Source organism: Carboxylicivirga sediminis (genome assembly GCF_018156225.1).
GTDB lineage: Bacteria > Bacteroidota > Bacteroidia > Bacteroidales > Marinilabiliaceae > Carboxylicivirga > Carboxylicivirga sediminis.
The window spans coordinates 22,056-43,030 of sequence record NZ_JAGTAR010000022.1; the positions used below are offsets into that span (position 1 = coordinate 22,056).

The following is a 20,975-nucleotide window of genomic DNA, read 5'->3' on the forward strand; positions in this document are numbered from 1 at the left end:
AACCAGTATAATTATTGCAAGAATATTTTTTTTCAGAATTTCAATTTTTACTTTGTTTTTCTAATGCCAGGAGTGGCCATTTTCTCTCATTAATCCTTTCTGATAATTGTATATGTATTGTTTTTAGATCTAATCCAATCAACGTCAAATGGTTGACAGATATATGTTAATATTTCTTCAATATCATCAGTTAATTTCATAGCACCTGTGTAATCCAGATCTGAGTGATTCCGAAAAATAATTTTTACATTAAATTGCCTTTCAATTTCATCAAAAACCTTAGACAAAGGCACTGATGTAAATATCAGTTTCCCTTCCATCCAGGCAGTACTATTTTTATTTTTTACCTGATTCAAAACATTAAGCTTTCCAGTACTTTTCAAAATTGCTTTTTGACTGGGTTGCAATAATATTTCATCATTTGTTTCATGAGCCTTTACTTTAACCTTGCCAGTTATACAGGTTACTTCGTAGCTGTTTTCTCGTGAATAAATATTAAAGCTTGTTCCTAATACTTCAGTTGACCCTAAATCTGAGAGTACTTTAAATTTTTCACCTTTCTGTACTTCAAAAAACGCCTCACCATTGAGTTTTACCTGTCTGTTTATCATCCACAAATAAGGCTTGTAAGTTGCATTACTCTGTGCATTAAGCGTCATTTTTGAACCATCGGGTAACTCAATGATTTTGTGTTGCATAGCTAAGGTTGAAACAGTCTTAGTATGTGTGCCAATTAGAATAGAAACAGAGAAAATAACAACAATACTTGCAGCAGCTACCCATTTTACATAAAAGTTAGGCATATTAAGCCTCACAATCTTTCTTTTTTGCAATTTTTTTTGGGTCTCAAGCCAAACCTCATCTTCTGATTTTTTCCAGGCTATATGCAACATGGAAATCAATTCTGATTCTTTATTTTCCATATTATTATCGCTTGTATTGAACGTATCCGAATCCATTGTTTCAACTTTAAATAACTGATAAAAATTTTAGACTATATACTAGAACTGATATCATTATAGAATATATTGTCTTTCCAAATTCTTTAATAATTACAAGAGCTCCAGACATTCTCTTTTCTACAGCCTTTATGCTAATGTTTAGCTTTTCAGCTATTTCTCTGTTTTTTAACCCATCCATACGGCTCATCAGAAAAACAACGCGTTGACTATCTGTCATATCAGCAAGTTTCTTTTCAAAATCAGCCTTTAACTCCTTAAATTGCAGCTCTTTTTCGGGATTTTGCCCATTAAAATCGAAACTGATGTTATTTATATAATTCATTTGGGCGTTATTTTCTCTGAACCTATCCACAAGCAAATCATTAGCAATCTTATAAGCAAAACCTACGGTTCTTTTACCTTCAAGCTTTACGTTTCTTTCCCAGATTCTTAACATTGACTCTTGGGCAATATCTGTTGATAACTCTTTATCATTTGAACGATAAAACAAGTATCTACGGATACTTTCAAAATTATCATGAAAAAATGTTTCAAATTCACTTTCAGTCAAAACACTAAACTTTAATAATGTGAATATAAACTTCCATGTTTGTTTCTGTTTATTCCTTATACCGTAATATGGCAGTTTTACCCTACCATGAATTTATTATTTTTTAAAATCAATAAATTATTTTGGTATACAGAACATATCAAACCTGGAATTAGATAATTAAACAATACTAAATACCTTATCCTACTTTAAACCCGATAACCAATACATCATCTGTTTGGGGTTCAGTACTCCTCCAGGATTCAAAGGTACGATCGAGTTCCAGCTTTTGTCTTATATAAGGTAACTCATGAATTTTTAATAAAAGCTTCCGGAATCTATGTGATTTGAATTTTCCCTTATCGTCATATCCAAATTGATCTTGAAAACCATCCGTAAAAATATAAAACATGGATGGTTCATTAACGGTGAGAATGTGCTTAGTAAAACCAGGGCTATTGAACCCATTATAACCTCCAATGGAAATCCTGTCACCTTTAATAATTTGAATCTGTTTGTTTTGTATATAAATCAAAGGATTCTTTGCCCCTGCGTATTCAATTCTTCTTGCTTTTTTATCAAAACAACACAAAGCAATATCCAGTCCATCCATGTTACCATTTTTATCCTGATGAAGTGTTTGTCTGAATAATAAATGAAGTTTGTTTAATACTAAATCGGGTGAATAAATTTTGAATTCCGTCACAATTTCATTTAGCAAATCATTGGCAATCATACTTAAAACTGCTCCCGGAACACCATGTCCGGTACAATCAATTGCTGCAAAAAAGTACTTTCCCTTAATTTTTCTAAACCAATATAAATCTCCGCCTATAATATCTTTAGGTTTGTGAAGTATAAAGCATTCCGGTAGGTATTGTTTTATTTCTTGTTCCTTAGTAAACATCGAATCTTGTATATGCCTGGCATATGTAATACTCGCTTCAAAACTCTGATTTTGTTCATTGATAATTTTCTGCTGCTCCTTCAATCGCACATTCTGATTTTGAAGCTTAATCCTGAAGACGCCACTAAGTATACCCAAAAAACACCCTAACAGTGTAAAATATAAGGACATCGAACTAAAAAAGTAATGCCCTATAGGGTGTTGAAGCACGTTTACTCCATGCTGTATCAGCATAGAAACAGGATGAAGAATGGAAAAACCAATCATACCACCTGCAGACAAATCGATAAGTATGTTTTTACCTAGCTTTTCCATTCTAATTCAGTTAATGATTGTGACCACTATGGTCTACTTTTTTAACAGGAGCTCTGTCATATTGACAACAACCCGGTAATTTGTTATAGGTTTCATCTTTAGCTCTAATCATTTCTGTATCATGCCCAGCTTTTGCAATAGCCTTATGTACTTGTTTAATATCAGCTGTATGAGGATTATAAACAACTTTTATTTGCTTTGTTTTTTTATCCCAATCTGCCGATACAACACCATCAATTGATTGTGCCGCTTTTTCTATTCGCTTTTCGCACATACCGCAGTTTCCGTAAACTTTAAAGCTCTTTGTCTCATTATGAGCCAATGCATTAAGTGTACCAAGCGTCGATATCAACGCGACTAATAAAAATACCTTTGCTTTCATAATTTCATCTTTTTTACTTATACTTTAATCTTTATTTTTCACAACAGCCTCCGCTCTTTTTAGTACTCTGTGGCCTAGTGCAACCTGAGTGTCCTTCACCATGGTTATGACCTCCTGTTTTTTCGCTCTTCGCTCGCTCATACTGACAGCAACCATGCAATTTGGCGTAAACATCATCATCAGCTTTATGCATATCAGTATCATGTCCGGCTTTAGCAATAGCCATATGGATTTTATGGATATCTGTTTGTGCATCATCAAAAGACACGGTCATCATTTTGTCTTTTTGATTCCAATCTGCAGACTTAATACCTTTCACTTCTTTGGCTGCATTTTCAATGCGGTCTTCACACATACCACAATTACCATAAACTTTAAATGTTTCATTTTTTTCTGCTGCCATTGTCAGACCAACGCTAAGCAGCATAGTAAATACTAAAATTTTTGTTTTCATAACTAATTGTTTATTTGTTGTTTTAAAAAATTATTATAAGATTCATCTGTTTCGAAATTCAAAACAACCCGCCTATCATCTGGATAAGTTTGAATTCTTGGTCCTGATTTTCTAGGTCGTTCATATTGACAACATGCGTTTAGCTTAGCATAGCTATTATCTCTAGCCTTATATATATCAGTATCATGGCCTGCTTTGGCTATAGCCTTATGAATTTTATAAATATCCGTCTGCTCGTTATCGAATGAAAATGTCAATACTTTATTTTTTTGATTCCATTCGGCATTTTTCACTCCTTTTAATTCTTTTATAGTATTTTCAATGCGGTCTTCACACATACCACAGTTACCATAAACATTAGATGTATAAAACATTTCCGATGCCATTGTTAAACCAGTATTAATTAGCATGGCAAATACAAGGATTTTTATTTTCATAACTAGTTATTTATATGTACTAAAAAATTATCATAGGATTCTTCTGATTCGAAATACAATACAGTTCGCTTATCAGAGGGATTAATGTGAATAATAGCTTCTGATTTCTTCAGCCTTTTTCCAGAATATGGATCAGTAGCAAACTGCACATTTCCAATGTTATAATTCAATCGGTTAAGGCATTTGTCACAACAACCCCAGTAAACATCATTCTGTACAGTTATTGAGCTCATTGCAATCGGTTTCACAAGGTTACTAATCATACAAACAACACTATCAGGAACTTCCATACCTTCATATGCTTTGTAAGCATTCTCATATTTAATAGAACGCTTAATACTTGAGTAATAGCCTAGAGAAATGATAAGCAAGCATGTTATCCCGGAAATAAATAAAAGTCGTTTCTCCTTTTTTGACCAGAGCACATGTCTTTGTTTTTTAATGTGTGATTTATTTCTTCTCATATGTCCATACTTAAAATATGCAATTAGAGAAATACATAATGGTACCCGATAGCAGTAGTAGCACACCTATTATTACCTCTTTTGAAGACATCTTACTATTCCTGAATAAGAACAGTAATGAAAGTCCTAGAAATAAAACAGTTAATAGCACATCTGCTTTTCCATTCATCAATTCTAACTCTAGTTCTGACCAATGAACACAGTAAAGGTTACTGATAAATGAAGCCAAGAGAAGTAATGTACCCAAGTAAAGGTTCCATTTAAACACCTCTTTTATCTTACCTCCAATGGTTCTTATAGTGAACGCCAAAATGGCAAATAGCATAGAGCTTGCAAGAACGATAGCAGCTGAGAGTTTTATTAAAGAATGAACAGAATACATACTCCACTATTTTAGTTTGACGGCTAGTAAACTCATCATTAATTTCTTATTTAATTCTCCTGCTATCAATAAAAGATCTTTATTTTTGATCCCAGACATAGATACAACTGGCTCTATGACTGAAACTTCAACGAAATCCTTCTCTTTCTCTTGAACCACCACATTACAAGGTAGCATAAGACCGATTTTATCTTCAACATTTACAGCTTTGTGAGCATATGAAGGATTACAAGCTCCTAATATCAAATATTTTCGAAAATCAACATCTAGTTTCTCTTTGAACTTTTCCTGCATGTTTATCTCCGATAATATACCGAAACCTTCGTTTTTCAATGCCTCTTTTACATCATTAACAGTTTCATCAAAGCTTTTTTCTACTGTGATATAATTATAGTACTTCATCTTATTTCAATTTAATTTTAAAAACCAGGTGAACTTTATTTAGTGCTTTTGTCCTTTAAACTTTATTTTCCCTTCCGGCATAAGGAAGGTGTATTCAAATGATTGAGATTCTGGATGGAATCCTCCGAAATGTTCATCTCCGTTCTGGTGTTCATCATCCATATGATGCATCCATTCAGTTTCATCATCGTGCATATCACCCATCATACCGCCACTCATGTGTCCTTCACCTTTCATATGACCATACATATTAGTGAAATCATCACCTGTCAAACAAACCATAACGCTATCATTGTTATGATAGTAGTCAAGTACAATTGTTGTATCAAAATCAGTACTGTAACAATGAACCTGGATTTGTCCATCACCCATATGCTTAACATCAGCAGTAGCATCATCACTACCATGCCCCTCATCCAAAGCAGATTTTAAGTTTGGGTTAGTTAAGCTACCTATGTAGGTACCAGTAAGGTTATCAATTTCCAATTCGTCACTCTTGTCACATGCGAAAAACGCGAATGTAATAAGAGCCATTACTAATAATTTAGATTGTTTCATTTTTCCTTGATTTTTATTTGTTAATATCTCACCTGGTTATTAAAATGAGTAAACGAGTGTTTCATCCCCATGACCGATTCGTTCAGAAGAATGTCGATATATCAATAACTTTTTGTTATTTTCTGTATTTATAAATCTGATATCATTGCTGTTAGGTACTTTTAGCAATACAGCACCTTGCTCATTGATGACATTAATGGTGAAGTCAATCTTTCTAAACTCATCCTCGGGTGTGTCAATATCATCATGTGATGTTAGAACAGTGCATGAGTAAATGATTTCCAATAAATCATCTTTATTTAGAGTGTGCATGGAGATATGCTTAATCTCATCCAGAAAATGGTGACGAGGTAATGGAAGGTTTATTGATTTCCATAGCGTTTTATCTACATTGTGAAGATTAACTGTTTGCTCCCTTTTATTATAGATTACATACTTCACATTTCCATCTTCCAATGTCACTGTTTTGTAATCAGAGTCAATCGTTCCTTCATATTTCAATTGACCGTATGATTCAATCATTAGCATTTGAATCAGTACTAAAACAATTATTGATAGTTTCATAACTCTATATTTTAAAGTCTTGAATTTAAATACTCCACCGTCTCGCTTGTGGAGAGGGTTGATGTCAAGTTCCCTGTTCTTAAAAAGAATACGGTTGTATTATTCTCTAAAAGATAAACAGGCTGTTTAGAGGGTTCTATTAGAACAGTACAAATCTCTTTATCTCCAATTGAATGAAAAGCAACATGAATGTTAGTACAAATGTTTTTTCCAAACGTATTTGCTATTAAAGTCATCAACTTTTTGTGATATCCATCCTTGTCTTTCTTCTTCAAGGTCCAGTAATCATTGGCTAAACCTAAAACCTGACCATCTTTACTTACTCCTAATATTATTGTTCCTCCTTTCGCATTAAGAGAGCCAGCAATCGATTTTAACACCTCAAATTCTATATTTTTAATCGTTTTAACTTGTCGATAGTCATATCGTAGCGATGGAATAAATTCAACAAATTCATTTTCACCATTTGATATCATTGTTGGAATGCTTTGGTTTAGCAGCATTCGTTTGCTATATATCTTTACTTCTTTTTTTCTAATTGAACTGTAATATTCTCCTGATACATAACCAACTATTAATCCAAGCACTGCAAAAGCAAAAGCCATTGGCATCATATGACCACTGAATGAGTGTGCAAAACTTGTCACGATGACCGTCCCAAGCTTAATCCATGTAAATGGCTCCTGGTTCATCTCATACCAATAAATTGTCATACTAATTGGATGTAGAACAAAATATCCAATTAGCAGTCCTATAGCAGAATGGATTAACAATGTGGAATGCCTGCTACTCTTCAATAAACTAGCAATTTGCATAACACTATGTATTAAACCATCCGGACTAATGCCCGGATGGGGTTTTTAATTACTTTAATCGCTCATACTGACAGCAGCTGTGTAAAGCATTATAATCTTCATCATCAGCCTTGTATTTATCGGTATCGTGACCGGCTTTAGCTATTGCCTTTTGAATAGCGTCATCTGTAGCAGGAGCTGAAAAGTCAATATGTATCATTTTAGTTTCTTTATCCCAATGAGCTTTTGCCACACCATCAACCAGCATTGCTGTCGCCTCAATACGGTCTTTGCACATGCCACAATTTCCACCAACTGTAAACATGGTGTGCTGCCTCTGTTCGCTGTTTGTTACCTTCTCCAGGCGGGTATATTGGCAACAACCTGGTAATTCATTATAAACAGCATCATCGGCCTTGTACTTTTCCGTATCATGACCAACCTTAGCAATAGCCTTTTGTATTTTGTCAGTGCTCATTTTATCTAACTGATGATTAAAGTGCAATTGTTGTTTATCGGCATCCCAATTAGCACTAGTTACACCTGACACTGATAAAGCGGCTGTTTCAATTCGCTCTTTACACATATCACAATTACCGGCTACTTGAATCATACCATGAGCAATAGTAGCATCGGAAGATGTTTTTGGCATCTCACCTAATCGCTCATACAAGCAACATCCGGGCAATTCATTATAGACATTATCATCAGCTTTATGCATTTCTGTATCATGGCCGGCATTGGCAATGGCTTTATGCACATCGTGTAGCTTTACTTTTTCAGGGTCGAACTGGACACTTAACATTTTTGAATCCACATCCCAGCTGGCTGAACTGACACCATAGACCGACTTGGCGGCTTTCTCAATACGCGATTGACACATTTCGCAATTTCCTGCAACAATAAATGTTTCCTTTTTAAGGTTCTTTGAATCAGGTGCATTCATCATGCTTGGCAATCCAACTAACTGGGCAGCTGCATCAATCTTAAAGACGCCATTGGTGGCTATTTCCTCTCCCGGCTCCAATCCTTCCTTCACCACATAGAAAGCACCTGCTTCCGGGCCCAGAATAATCTCACGGTATAAGAATGTTGGCGATTCACGCTCCTGAACTTTGGTGTAGACCACGGCTCTTTTACCGGTCCATAGTACCGCTGACTTAGGAATAATAACAGCCTTTTGCCCATTGGCTATTTTAGATGTCAGTACACCGTTTGTAAACATTTCAGGTTTTAAGCGAAGTTCCTTATTGTTGATTTCAGCCCGTACTTTAGCCACTCTTGTTTTGGCATCAATTATTGGATCAACATAGGTCACCTTGGTTTTGAATTCCTCACCGGGTAAAGCCTGTAAGGTAAAATTCATCTTGTCACCAATTTTTATCCAGGGCAAATCTGTTTCATAAGCATCAAATAAAGCCCACAACTTGGTTAAATCAGCCACTTTAAATAAGGTAGTTCCTTCTTTCACATAGTCGCCTAACGCTACGTGTCGCATAGTAACGGTTCCTGTTATTGGCGACAGAACGTTAAAGTTGACTTCCGGTTCTCCGGAGGCTTCAATTTTATTTATTTGTCTTTCGGATAAGTCCCATGCTTTTAGCTTAGCTCTTGCTGCCTGATATAAGGAAGGATTATCCTCTTTAAATTCTGAAGCTTCAATTAACTCGCGTTGGGCACTAACTAAATTAGGCGAGTAAATAGTTGCTAATTTTTGCCCTTTACGAACTTCCTGTCCGGTAAAATTGACAAACAGCTCTTCGATGCGTCCTCCAAAACGCGCGGTCAGTTCGGCAATCCGTCGTTCATCCACATGCAATTTTCCCTGCATATAGATTGACTTCTCGGGCTCTCCAAGAGCAACTACAGATGTTTGGATCTCTGCCAGTTTGGCTGCTGATTCACTCATTACTATTTCATTGGGGTCGGCATTTTCACCTCCCCCCATCGATGACAATGGAATTAAATCCATGGCACAAATTGGGCATAAACCGGGCTTATCCTGCTTTATTTGAGGGTGCATTGAACATGTCCAGGTGGTGGCTTCTTCTTCGTGATTATGGCCTGCATGTTCATCTCCGGCACCATTTGTATTACCGGATGGCGCAATTATCCATCCAATAGCCAGTCCAACGATCAATACGCCAAGGACTAATTTGTAATTGCTTTTTATATTTTGAAATATTTTTTTCATTTCTCTGTAATTAAATCGTTATCATTTGATGACTATTTTCGCTATTTACCCATTAGATAATGGATAAAAGCAATGGCGGCCTGCTTATCTGTTCGAGCCTTTTCCAATTCCAGATTGTATTTTAACAAGCGCCTTTCCATCCGCAAAATTTCCTCAAAATTTTTATTGACATAAGCATATTCTGTTTCCAATAATTTTAAGGATTTTCGTGCAAGGGTCAGCTGCTTATCAAATAATTCAATTCGACGATGGGCATCCCGATAATCTTTCCAGGAATTCTCAAATACAGTTTCCAGCACATTTACTTTATCCGCACGCTCATAATCTTTGGCGGTTTCCAGATAAATAACTTCCTGAACCATGCTCTTGTATTTATTTCGATACAGGGGAATTGTTAATCCAACCTTTGGGAATGCGATGGCATCCTTACCAGATAAATTATTGTCACCTTTTCCGATTGAGATATAGTCAATACCAAGACTAAAGGTTGGAGCACCTTGTTTTTTAGCCGCTTGTTTTTTAAAGACCAGCGCACTCTTTTGCAGATCGATGCTCAGGAGTTGGTGATTCTTTAATTGAATAGAATCCAATACTGCCTCCTTTGTAAAAAGAATATCTGAGGACCACAACTCTTCCGGAAAAGTGATAAGCCTCTTTTCATCTGAATTTAGAAGGTTATTGAATGAGACCTCCAACACCTCTTGCTTGTCCTTTAAGAGTGCCAGTTGATTTTCCAAATCATAAATCTCCATTTCAATCCGGTATTGGTCTACAGCCGAAACCAAACCTGCTTCAACCTTAACTATTGCAAGCTTTTTAAAAGTATTCAGTATCTCTATGTTTTCCAAGGTGATAATAGTGGCCTTGTTGTTGAAATACAGATTATACCAATTTGCCTTAACCTCATTAAACAGTTTTGACTTATTTTCTTCAAATACTTCATACAATGCTTTGGCTTCTTCTATACTGGCATTTTCCTTAGCCTTTAATGTTCCAAACCATGGAAACATTTGTGTGGCTGATAGCCTAAATTCCTGAGGGCCATTTCTGGTTTCAACAGGTTGTATAAAATAGGCAAAGGCCAATTGCGGATCGGGTAAAGTGCCGACTTGTGGTGCTTTTTCAAGGGCAGCCAAATATTTGTTGAACGAGGCTTTCAAAGCTGGATTATTCTCTGCGGCCTCCACCAAATAGTGATTGAGTTCATCCTGTGCCTGAATCACACCTGACAAACCTAATAGCACAAATAATATATAAATCTTAATGCTTTTCATGTCTTATGCTTTTTCAGGGTTACTCTTCTTTACTTTCGCTTCCTGCCACATGCTATATAACACCGGAACCACAAACATGGTTAAGACCTCAATGGTCATACCCCCAAATAAAGGAATGGCCATTGGAACCATTATATCAGACCCTTTACCTGTGGAAGTTAATACGGGTAATAGTGCAATAATTGTTGTAGCAGTGGTCATTATGGCAGGGCGTACTCGTTTTGAGCCTGCTTCCAATACTAAAGCTCTTACTTCTTTTACAGTTCTTGGCTTTCGTTTGTCCTGTAGTTGTTTGATGTAAGTACTGATTAATACACCATCATCAGTAGCTACACCAAACAGGGCAATAAACCCAACCCAAACCGCAACACTCAGGTTGATGGTGCTTACCTGAAATAGATTGCGCAAACTCATTCCTGCTATAGAACCATCCATAAACCAAGGCTGACCGTACAACCAAAGCATGATGAACCCACCGGATAATGCCACAATAATGCCTGAAAAAATCAAACTTGTTGAAATAACTGACCTGAACTGGAAGTACAGTATCAGAAAGATGATAATTAAAGATATTGGAATAACTATCATCAGGCGCTTGGTCGCACGTATCTGATTTTCATAGTTCCCAGTAAATTTATAACTCACCCCGGCAGGTAAAGTAAATTCACCACTTTTCATTTTTTCCTTTAAGTATTCCTGGGCATTTTCAACCACATCCACCTCGGCATAGCCTTCTTTTTTATCGAAAATAACATAGCCCACCAGGAAGGTATCCTCACTTTTAATCATCTGAGGGCCTCTCACATAATGTAGAGTCACCAATTCACCGAGAGGTATTTGAGCTCCTGAAGGTGTAGGGATTAAAATACGTTGCAAGTCCTCAGGATTGTCTCTGAATTCACGTGCATAACGCAGTCGTACCGGGAATCGCTCACGTCCTTCAACAGTAGTAGTCAATGGCATACCACCTATGGCACTTCCAATAACGGCTTGTAGGTTCTGAACTGTCAATCCATAGCGGGCGATAGCGTCTCTTTCTATTTCCATCTCCAGATAGGGCTTACCTACAACCCGGTCAGCAAAAACAGACATGCCTTGCACTCCTTCAACCTGCTTTAATTGCTTTTCAAGTTCAAAGCCAACTTTTTCGATACTTTCCAGGTCAGGACCATACACTTTTATACCCATCGGGGCACGCATACCTGTTTGTAACATCACTAAACGTGTGGAAATAGGCTGCAACTTTGGCGCAGATGTTAGACCTGGTATGGTACTTTTATCGATAATTGCCTGCCAGATATCATCGGGCGATTTTATTTCATCACGCCATTGCCTGAAATACTCCCCGTTTTTATCTACCGTCAAATCCTCCTTATCAATCAAACGGAATGCTTCTTCCTTCGGATGGTAGGTTGAACCATCTTTCAGCAGGAAGGCTCCTTCTTTATTGGTTTTAAAGCGCATGCGATGCCCTTTTTCATTCAGTATGTATTCTGGTTTATAGTTGATGACATTCTCATACATAGATGTAGGCGCCGGGTCTAGGGCTGAATTTACACGTCCCCATTTACCAACCACCGATTCCACTTCAGGTATAGAGTTCAGCTGTTTATCCAATATGCGGATGACCTCCAGGTTTTCTTCAATACCGGAGTGTGGCATCGTTGTTGGCATTAATAAGAACGACCCTTCATCCAATGATGGCATAAACTCTTTGCCAATACCCGGTAGTTTTTTGTCGAGGTAAGCATAAGAATCGGTATCTTTAATAAACTGGGGCATGAACCCAAACAGCTTGTTAAATCCTTGCCAGCTGGTCATTCCAAACAATACTATAAAAATGGGGACAACCAAGAATGCCCATTTATTATCCAAACACCAGTTTAATATGCGCTTGTAGAATACCACCACCATTGATAAACTACCTAAAACAGTTGTTACGATGGCTATCACAAACAAGAAGTTAGCAAACAGGCTGTTCTGTGCCCCAAGAGGCATCCATGCCTTTGTAAGAAAGAAGACCACCACTACAATGGTTATAGCAATATTAATCAGGTTTATCCATTTCTTCTGATGCTCTTTCCAGCGGTAAGATAATAAACCATTGATACCGTATGCAGAAATAGCCAGGGCAATATAATTACCTGAAACGATTGACAGAATAACCCCGGCTGCAATTATAATGAAGTTACCCAATCGCTGATAGCGCTTTTTATCAATCTTAATGGAAAAAATTAAGTGCGATAAGGTTGGTATGATAATAAGTCCGATTAGTAAAGCGGAAATCATGGTGAAGGTTTTTGTAAAAGCCAATGGCTTAAACAGTTTTCCTTCGGCTGCTTCCATAGCAAACACTGGCAGGAAACTAATAATGGTGGTTGATAATGCAGTGATAACAGCACCGGCCACTTCGATGGTCGCCTGGTATACCACATTTAACAGTTCCTTTCCGCGCTTTCCTTTGTTTTCAGGCATTTCAATGTGCCGGATGATGTTTTCGACAAAAACCACTCCCACATCAACCATCACACCAATGGCAATGGCAATACCTGAAAGGGCTACAATATTGGCATCAACCCCAAACTGCCGCATGGTGATAAAGGTGATAAGAACACCAATTGGTAAGAGGCTGGAAATAAGAAATGAAGCCCGTAAATTAAAGACTAGTACTATTACTACAAGAATGCTAATTAGTAATTCCAGAGAAATAGCTTCCTCCAATGTTCCAAGAGTTTCTTTAATTAATCCGGTTCGGTCGTAAAAAGGTACAATTGTTACTTTAGAAACAGTGCCGTCAGCCAATGTTTTTGAAGGCAAGCCAGGCTCAATCTCAGCAATCTTGGCCTTCATATTTTCAATGGTCTTAAGTGGGTTGGCTCCATAACGAGCTACCACAACACCACCTACCGCTTCGGCACCACCTTTATCTAATCCACCTCGTCTTGTTGCAGGTCCAAAGTTTATTTTTGCAACATCCTTCAATCGGATTGGCACATTGTTACGCACCGTAACAACACTTTTCTCCAGGTCTTCAAGATTCTTAATATAACCCAATGCTCGCACCAAATATTCGGCACGATTAAACTCAATGGTTCTTGCGCCTATATCAAGGTTACTGCTTTTGACAGCAGACATGATTTGGGCAATGGTCACATTATGCGCCTTCATGGCGTTAGGGTCAATATCAACCTGGTACTCCTTTACAAAACCACCAATTGAAGCTACCTCAGCGACACCTTCTGCCGATGTTAAGGAATAACGTACGTAGAAATCCTGAATTGTTCGCAATTCATGTGGGTCCCAGCCTCCGGCAGGATTCCCTTCAGCATCACGTCCTTCGAGTGTGTACCAATAGATTTGCCCAAGGGCTGTTGCGTCTGGCCCGAGAGCCGGAGATACATCCGATGGCAATGTGCCTGCAGGCAATGAATTTAATTTTTCAAGGATACGTGTTCTACTCCAGTAAAACTCTACATCCTCATCAAAAATGATGTAAATACTGGATAACCCGAAGATGGAATTACTACGAATGGTTTTCACTCCCGGTATACCCAATAAGGAGGTGGTTAAAGGATAAGATATTTGGTCCTCGATATCCTGAGGTGAACGGCCAGGCCATTCGGTGTATACGATTTGTTGATTCTCACCGATATCCGGTATGGCATCAACTGGCACCGGGTCAGTTGGCAAAATACCAGTATCCCAGCCAAAAGGAGAATTGATGATTCCCCAGCTAATGAAAACAAGCAATACTAAAAATGTAACCAGCTTATTTTCAAGAAAAAATCGAATGATAGAATTAAGCATATCAATTCATTTATGATTAAAATTCGAAATAAGTTATTGATTTGACACAACTAACGCAATTAAGTCGCATTGAGTCAACTAATAATCACATCGAATAAAATCACAAACGATACACTTGTATGTCAGAAAGAAAGGCAAGAACCTCTTTGGGAGGTGGTGGATTAATATTTACGGTTTCAAAATCCTGCGGTTCAATTTCATTAAAAACAAAACTTTGAATAAATGGTAATAAAAGATCTAAAGTTGTTTCTTGAAATTGTATATCATTGGCAACAACTAAAAAATCTTCGTCCAGCTCAAAGTGAGCTGATTCATTATGACAACATTTAGAAGTACCAATGTCATCACAGCAAGTTTTTGCTTCGCCAAAGATATTTACATTCACTAAACTACCTTGACAATAATGCTTAGATACAGTCATACCTGTTGTTGAAACTAACAACACGATTACCATTATTATATGACTGATTTTTTTAAGCATAACTTAATTTAGTGCTTTTGACAAAGTAAACGATAAATATTCAACTTTGTTTTATAAAATTATGATTTTTATTTATATTTCTTTTGGATTAGAAATTATTTAACAGGTAATTAACAACAATTACCTCCATGTTGTATTGGCGGGCATCTTGCCGAACCATACGAGCAATAAACACAGCAATCACCTTTCTTTGGTTTTAATACTGTTTTACATTTCTCACATTCATAAAAGAACTGACAAGAATCCTCTGGCATAGTTTTTTCTTTCTGAAAACCACACTCAGGACAGGTTATTGTTGATTTTGGAATTAAGACTTTCATGATATCTTGTGTGAAAAGTTAATGACTTTAAATAATCCTACGATGCTTTATAACCAAGAGAATCAATTGCTTCTTTGATTTTATCCAATTCAATATTATCACCTTCAAGTGTAACTGTTTTTTCTCTAAGGTTTACCTGTGCATTTTCGATAAAAGCTAACTTCTTAAGATTGCTTTCTACATTTGCTTTGCAGTGATTGCAAGTCATTCCTTCTACTTTAATTGTTTTAATTTCCATCGTATTATTTTTTAATTGAGTTACTGAATTCTTTTTTGTGTTTAGGTATTTCTGGATATATCCATTAATGATTAGTGCCATTAATATAACTCCAGATGCAATTTGCCACCAACTTAATCCTTCGTGATGATTATGCCCAAGATGTTGATGGGTAATTTCGGTAAACCATTGTGTTGGTAAGGCATAATCTATTAATAATCCAAAGCCTAAAGCTCCTACGATAATGGTTGCTAAATAAGTGAATAAACTCTTTCGGCCAAGTACTTTTCCTATCATGGTTATTGTTGCTGCATTAGTTGCCGGACCAGCCATTAATAATACAAAGGCAGCTCCCGGACTAATGCCTTTTAAAATTAGTATTGCAGCCAATGGTATTGAGCCTGTAGCACATATATAAAGCGGAATGGAAACTACAAGAATTAAAAGCATTTGAACTATGGGTGGCATATTTAAAAGCTCGAAAAACTCATTAGGGATTAATGCTGAAATAATAGCTGCCAATACTAATCCTATTACCAACCATTTTGATATATCTTGAATAAAATCAACAAACCCATAACGAAAAACATCACCCACTTTTTGCGAGAACGATTTGCGCTCTTCGGTTTGTTCCTGGAAAGATCTTATGTCTGTTTCGTTTTTAGTTGCCACACTTGTAATTAATCCACCTGTTATTCCTGTCACTAAAGCTGCCAGAGGTCGGATAATCGCAAATGGCAATCCCATTAATGAAAAGGTTGCTAATATTGAATCAACCCCGGTTTGCGGAGTGGATATTAAAAATGAAACTGTTCCTCCTTTGGAAGCTCCATTTTTATAAAAAGCCGTTCCTGTTGGAATAACACCACATGAACATAGAGGTAAAGGAATCCCAAATATAGAAGCTAAAACAGATGACTTAAACGGTTTTCCATTAAAATAGCGTTCGATTTTATTTTGGGGAATGAAGGCATACAATAAGCCTGCAAAGAAGAAACCAAGCAAAAGATAAGGGGACATTTCACTCAATATCTTTACAAAGTCATTTAGAAAAGTGATGATATATTGTTGTACTTCCATAGCTCTGATTTTTTGATATTACAAAGTAAGGAAGTAACGATGTGTTTACTATTACACGATTTTGGAAAAGAGTTATATCATTTTTGGATTACACCTCGTCTAGTGGTTTTCGCTTGTTTTCTTTCAGCTTTTTGAAGTGAGAAGGAGTTAATCCTGTAATTTTTTTAAACTGGTTTGATAAGTGCTGAACACTACTGTACCCTAGTTGGTATGATATTTCGTTTAAGGATAATTCATCATAAACCAAAAGCTCTTTTACTTTTTCAATTTTCTGATTGATGATATATTTTTCAATGGTTATTCCTTCAACTGAAGAAAACAGATTGCTCAGGTATGAATAGTCATGCCCTAATTCTTTGGAAATATATTCAGAGGTATTTAAAGATTCAAAACCTGATTCTGAATAATGGGTTCTTTCTATGATAATCGTTTTTATTCGGTCAATCAACTTACTTTTCTTATCGTCAATTAACTCAAATCCATTTTCATCTAATATCTTCCTTACCTCTTCAACTTTATCGTTTGAGAGTTGTGATGAAACATTGACTTTGCCTAGCTCTATTTCTTCGATATTCAAATTCAACTTTGCAAATTCATCCTGAACCACCTTTATGCAGCGGTTGCAGACCATGTTTTTGATATGTAGTGTTGTTAAATTCATTTTACAAAGGTACAATTAACAACAGTTCTTTCCTTGTTGTATTGGTGGACACTTTACAGTTCCATAGGAACAAAAAACGCAACAATCACCTTTCTTAGGTTTTAATACCGTCTTGCACTGTTCACATTCATAGAAAAACTGGCAAGAATCTTCCGGCATGGTTTCTTCCTTTTGAAATCCACATTCAGGACAAGTTATTGTTGATTTAAACAATATTGGTTTCATTTACTTACCAAGTTTTAAAATTCTAAAAGCACCTTTTACTACAATTAAAAATACAATTGAGCCAATAATTAAATCAGGATATTTTGATTGTGTGAGCAATACCAATACTCCAGCAAGAATTACTCCTGCATTAATAATTACATCGTTAGAGGTAAATATCATACTTGCCTTCATGTGAGCTTCTTTACTTTTTGATTTTTGGAGTAGATACAAGCATATACCATTGGCTATAAGAGCCAATATTGAAACACCAATCATTATTCGATAATCAGGCATAGCTTCTGAGCCAATAAAACGTCTTATGACTTCTATTATACCCAAAAGGGCTAATGTTAGTTGAAAATACCCACTCCAACGAGCTACTTTCTTTTTTCTCAGCACAGTTGAACCAACAGCCCACAAACTCAATCCGTAAACAAAGGAATCGGCTAACATATCCAAAGAATCTGCAACCAAACCCATTGATTTTGATATCAAACCTGTTGTCATTTCAATTATGAAGAATACAAAATTGATTATTAATACTGACCAAAGTAATTTTGACTGAACATCAGAACTTTCAATTTCAATAACGTCTTCATCTATAGAACCTGTTTCTGTTAGTTTTGCGCCAAAGTTTAATGACTCTAAACGAGATAATATCTCTTTATCTTCCTCTGAATGAAATACAGTAAGGTTTCGGTTTTCAATATCAAAATCAAGTTTCTTTATGACTGGTAATCCATCCAGTTTCATGCGAATCATGTTTTCTTCGGATGGACAATCCATTTTTGATATGTGATATTCTGATTTAATCATAACAACCAGCGATTTACTTTTGTCATATATTCTATATACTCATCGCCTAAAGAAGTTAATAAAAATTCTTCTTCAAGTCTAACCTGTACCTGAATAACAATAAAACCTGAAATCAATATTACCAATGTAACAGCATTCGGAATAATCAGGAACATTCCTACAAAAACAATTAATACACCTAAAAAGATTGGATTTCTTGATATTCCAAAAAGTCCTTTCGTAATTAGGTTTACTTCATTTTCATTATCAATACCAATACGCCATTCATTTGCCATATTCCGCTGTGCGATAAATATTATAATGAATGAAAGGTGTAAAAGACCTAAGCCAATCCAAACAATTATATCTGATTTTAAGTATTCTATTGATACCAAAAATTGCATTGCTGAAGGTAGGAAAGAATTTAGGGCAATAGTAACAAATGCTATTGCTGATATAATTTTATACGCTTTTCCTACATAGTTTATTGCCGATTCTTCCTTGCTAAACTTAAAAGGGTTAATACCTGTTCGCTTGTATGTAATGTAGCTTGGTATTATAAATAGTGCGACCAGAAATATGCAATAGAATATAAATAGATATGTAGCCATAATTAAAGTAATCTAAGTTTTATACCTCCATTAAATACAAATCCATCGGTTGGCGCCCAAATGTCTGGGAAAGTAGGATTATTTGTTGGTGGTAAAACCAAAGGTTCATAATCGGACTGCAATACATTGGTGAAGTTCTCGAAGTTCACAAAAACAGACAGGCGTTCCCAATGGCGCATTAACATAACTCCCATAGTCCAATAATCTGTTTTTTGATTGTAGAGATTATCGAACTGTTTTCCTGTATAATATACTTCATAACCAGCAGACCACTTTTCTTCAATTTCATAGAACAGAACAAAACCTGCATTATGCTTTGGTGTTAAGGGTTTTTGGTCATTGATATTGTCGTATTGTAATTCTGTATTAACAAATGCGTAGTTTAAATAGAGTTTAAAGTCATCGTATGTTAGCTTAATATTGGTTTCAAAACCAGAACTTAACATATTGCCATCAGCACTTTCAAAATAAGCCATATCAGTTGTTTCGTCTTCCCTCAAAACTAATGCGTTTTTTAATTGAGTAAGAAAGAACAACTGGTTAATTGAGAATGTCATTTCATCTCCCAAAGCAGCTTTATAGTTAATGTCGAAATTACCTCCAATTGATGTTTCAGCATCTACTTGGTCGGTTGATAAAGGCTGTATGCCTCGGTAATATAGTTTCTCAGCATCTTCGGTAAATATGGTTGGTAGTTTGTAGCCCATTGCACCACCAATACGAGAACTCAATTTATTATTGGCTTTAAAAAGTAATGAGAAGCGAGGTAAAACAAACGTTCCATAATCGGTATTGTAATCTGTTCTTAGCCCTGCTTCCAATATCCACTTTTCATTTATATCTGTTGTATTTTGAATGAATCCACCAATTGTATTGTGCGTGTAATCTCTAACAGGAAGGGAGTCTGTATTGTCCTCTGTAAATTGTTCCAGGTAATGATTCAGACCCAATTGCCATTCTGATTTTTCATTTCTATGTAAATTGTACGATACTTCTGAGAAACTGGAAACCTGATTTCCGTTAAACTGATAGTCAGGTATAGTCAACTTCCTATCGAAATAGGATATGCTGTTTTTAAAGTCAATGGTTCTGTTCTCTTTTGTATTTCTAAAATTCAATTGCGTAGCATAACGCTCCGATTTGTTTTCCTCAGTGAATACATGTTCTGCGCTTGTGTTTCCCTTAATTACTTCCATATCACCACCTGTTCTGTCATCAATGGTGGTATTTAAACCTAAACTAAGTTCAGTATTAGGATTAATGTAATAGTAAAATTTTGGATTAAGGCTAAAAGTTTGAGCATCGGGCATATTCGAGAAACCATCATCATCTGGGTCGTAAGCTATTTGATTTGTAGCCGAACCATAAATAGAAAGACCTACTTTACCATATTTCTGAGCATAGAAAATATTACCAGTAGTTCCTAAAGCACTTGTTTGGTTTAGCATAATGTCGAGTTTAGGCTCATCATTCGGTTTAATGGTAACAAGGTTTACTAAACCTGCAATAGCTCCACCGCCATATAATGTTGAATTGCTTCCTTTAATCAGTTCTACCTGTTTTAAATCGAGCGGTGGTATTTGCATAATGGAGAGTCCACCTGCAAAGCCTCCATAAAGAGGCATACCATCTTTTAATATTTGAGTGTAACGACCATTTAAGCCTTGAATGCGGATACTCATATTTCCTGAACTAAGTGAGGTTTGTTGCATTTGCACCCCTGTAGTTTCTCTTAATAGCATTCCGATATTAGAAGAATTCATGGCTGCTTTTTCGCCTAATTCTTCGCCTGTAATGGCTTCGATTCGTGTTGGAATATCTTGTATGGTTCGTGAAGACCTTGTTGATGTAATTACCACTTCTTCCAGTTCTTCACCTTCTTCCAATTCAATTTCAATGGTTTTATTGTTGTCTTCAGGAAATGATAATTCAATTTCCATTTCTTCATAGCCAACAAAAGAAATAACAAATTCTATTTCACCATTAGGTAGATTTTCAAATTTGGCAATACCTTCTGTATTGGTAATTGTTCCATTGGTTGTTCCTTCAACTACAACACTTGCACCAATCAGAGATTCGCCCGATTCTTCTTTTACTTCAAAACTTACTGTGTTTTGTCCTAATATAATTCCTGAAGTAAATAGGAAAAGTAAACTTGATATTAAATATTTCATAGTA

22 protein-coding genes are annotated in these 20,975 nt (G+C 36.1%); all 22 read right to left on the reverse strand.

The window, feature by feature from the left end; translation table 11 throughout:
• Window positions 1–89: 89 nt before the first annotated feature.
• The gene (locus KDU71_RS14150) at window positions 90–923 is read right to left on the reverse strand and encodes a FecR family protein (protein WP_212191743.1); all 834 of its coding nucleotides are present in this window, start codon (window positions 921–923) and stop codon (window positions 90–92) included.
• Between the two features lie 46 nt (window positions 924–969).
• Window positions 970–1,512: an RNA polymerase sigma factor gene (locus tag KDU71_RS14155; RefSeq protein WP_212191744.1), complete on the reverse strand. Its 543-nt coding sequence runs from the start codon at window positions 1,510–1,512 to the stop codon at window positions 970–972.
• Between the two features lie 178 nt (window positions 1,513–1,690).
• Window positions 1,691–2,713 (reverse strand): PP2C family protein-serine/threonine phosphatase, encoded by a 1,023-nt coding sequence (locus KDU71_RS14160; protein WP_212191745.1) that lies wholly within the window; start codon window positions 2,711–2,713, stop codon window positions 1,691–1,693.
• Window positions 2,714–2,723: 10 nt separating this feature from the next.
• Window positions 2,724–3,095 (reverse strand): heavy-metal-associated domain-containing protein, encoded by a 372-nt coding sequence (locus KDU71_RS14165; RefSeq protein WP_212191746.1) that lies wholly within the window; start codon window positions 3,093–3,095, stop codon window positions 2,724–2,726.
• Between the two features lie 31 nt (window positions 3,096–3,126).
• On the reverse strand, window positions 3,127–3,549 hold the full coding sequence (locus tag KDU71_RS14170) for a heavy-metal-associated domain-containing protein (RefSeq protein ID WP_212191747.1): 423 nt from the start codon (window positions 3,547–3,549) through the stop codon (window positions 3,127–3,129).
• A 2-nt stretch (window positions 3,550–3,551) separates the two neighbouring features.
• Window positions 3,552–3,986, reverse strand: coding sequence for a heavy-metal-associated domain-containing protein (locus KDU71_RS14175; RefSeq protein WP_212191748.1), 435 nt, complete (start codon window positions 3,984–3,986; stop codon window positions 3,552–3,554).
• A gap of 2 nt (window positions 3,987–3,988) precedes the next feature.
• Window positions 3,989–4,450, reverse strand: a complete 462-nt coding sequence (locus KDU71_RS14180) for a hypothetical protein (RefSeq protein WP_212191749.1) — start codon at window positions 4,448–4,450, stop codon at window positions 3,989–3,991.
• 388 nt (window positions 4,451–4,838) lie between these two features.
• Window positions 4,839–5,234 carry a DUF302 domain-containing protein gene (locus tag KDU71_RS14185; RefSeq protein ID WP_212191750.1) on the reverse strand — a complete coding sequence of 132 codons (396 nt, stop codon included), beginning with the start codon at window positions 5,232–5,234 and terminating at the stop codon, window positions 4,839–4,841.
• 39 nt (window positions 5,235–5,273) lie between these two features.
• Entirely contained in the window at window positions 5,274–5,792 is a 519-nt protein-coding gene (locus tag KDU71_RS14190; protein WP_212191751.1) for a hypothetical protein, read from the reverse strand.
• A gap of 39 nt (window positions 5,793–5,831) precedes the next feature.
• The gene (locus KDU71_RS14195; protein WP_212191752.1) at window positions 5,832–6,356 is read right to left on the reverse strand and encodes a hypothetical protein; all 525 of its coding nucleotides are present in this window, start codon (window positions 6,354–6,356) and stop codon (window positions 5,832–5,834) included.
• An 11-nt stretch (window positions 6,357–6,367) separates the two neighbouring features.
• On the reverse strand, window positions 6,368–7,171 hold the full coding sequence (locus KDU71_RS14200) for an AlbA family DNA-binding domain-containing protein (protein WP_212191753.1): 804 nt from the start codon (window positions 7,169–7,171) through the stop codon (window positions 6,368–6,370).
• 49 nt (window positions 7,172–7,220) lie between these two features.
• A complete protein-coding gene (locus tag KDU71_RS14205) occupies window positions 7,221–9,344 on the reverse strand; it encodes an efflux RND transporter periplasmic adaptor subunit (protein ID WP_212191754.1) in 2,124 nt (707 codons plus the stop codon).
• Window positions 9,345–9,385: 41 nt separating this feature from the next.
• The gene (locus KDU71_RS14210) at window positions 9,386–10,618 is read right to left on the reverse strand and encodes a TolC family protein (RefSeq protein ID WP_212191755.1); all 1,233 of its coding nucleotides are present in this window, start codon (window positions 10,616–10,618) and stop codon (window positions 9,386–9,388) included.
• A gap of 3 nt (window positions 10,619–10,621) precedes the next feature.
• Window positions 10,622–14,425: an efflux RND transporter permease subunit gene (locus tag KDU71_RS14215; protein ID WP_212191756.1), complete on the reverse strand. Its 3,804-nt coding sequence runs from the start codon at window positions 14,423–14,425 to the stop codon at window positions 10,622–10,624.
• 100 nt (window positions 14,426–14,525) lie between these two features.
• The gene (locus tag KDU71_RS14220) at window positions 14,526–14,906 is read right to left on the reverse strand and encodes an HYC_CC_PP family protein (protein WP_212191757.1); all 381 of its coding nucleotides are present in this window, start codon (window positions 14,904–14,906) and stop codon (window positions 14,526–14,528) included.
• Between the two features lie 110 nt (window positions 14,907–15,016).
• Window positions 15,017–15,226 carry a GDCCVxC domain-containing (seleno)protein gene (locus tag KDU71_RS23300; RefSeq protein WP_317195167.1) on the reverse strand — a complete coding sequence of 70 codons (210 nt, stop codon included), beginning with the start codon at window positions 15,224–15,226 and terminating at the stop codon, window positions 15,017–15,019.
• Between the two features lie 37 nt (window positions 15,227–15,263).
• A complete protein-coding gene (locus tag KDU71_RS14225; protein WP_212191758.1) occupies window positions 15,264–16,523 on the reverse strand; it encodes a permease in 1,260 nt (419 codons plus the stop codon).
• An 88-nt stretch (window positions 16,524–16,611) separates the two neighbouring features.
• Window positions 16,612–17,184, reverse strand: coding sequence for a helix-turn-helix domain-containing protein (locus KDU71_RS14230; protein WP_244828494.1), 573 nt, complete (start codon window positions 17,182–17,184; stop codon window positions 16,612–16,614).
• A gap of 15 nt (window positions 17,185–17,199) precedes the next feature.
• Window positions 17,200–17,409: a GDCCVxC domain-containing (seleno)protein gene (locus KDU71_RS23305; protein ID WP_317195168.1), complete on the reverse strand. Its 210-nt coding sequence runs from the start codon at window positions 17,407–17,409 to the stop codon at window positions 17,200–17,202.
• Window positions 17,410–18,207 carry a cation transporter gene (locus KDU71_RS14235; RefSeq protein ID WP_212191759.1) on the reverse strand — a complete coding sequence of 266 codons (798 nt, stop codon included), beginning with the start codon at window positions 18,205–18,207 and terminating at the stop codon, window positions 17,410–17,412.
• A complete protein-coding gene (locus tag KDU71_RS14240; RefSeq protein ID WP_212191760.1) occupies window positions 18,204–18,797 on the reverse strand; it encodes a methyltransferase family protein in 594 nt (197 codons plus the stop codon). Before KDU71_RS14240 ends, KDU71_RS14235 begins: the two co-directional genes overlap by 4 nt.
• A 2-nt stretch (window positions 18,798–18,799) precedes the next feature.
• Window positions 18,800–20,971: a TonB-dependent receptor gene (locus tag KDU71_RS14245; protein ID WP_212191761.1), complete on the reverse strand. Its 2,172-nt coding sequence runs from the start codon at window positions 20,969–20,971 to the stop codon at window positions 18,800–18,802.
• Window positions 20,972–20,975 lie beyond the last annotated feature (4 nt).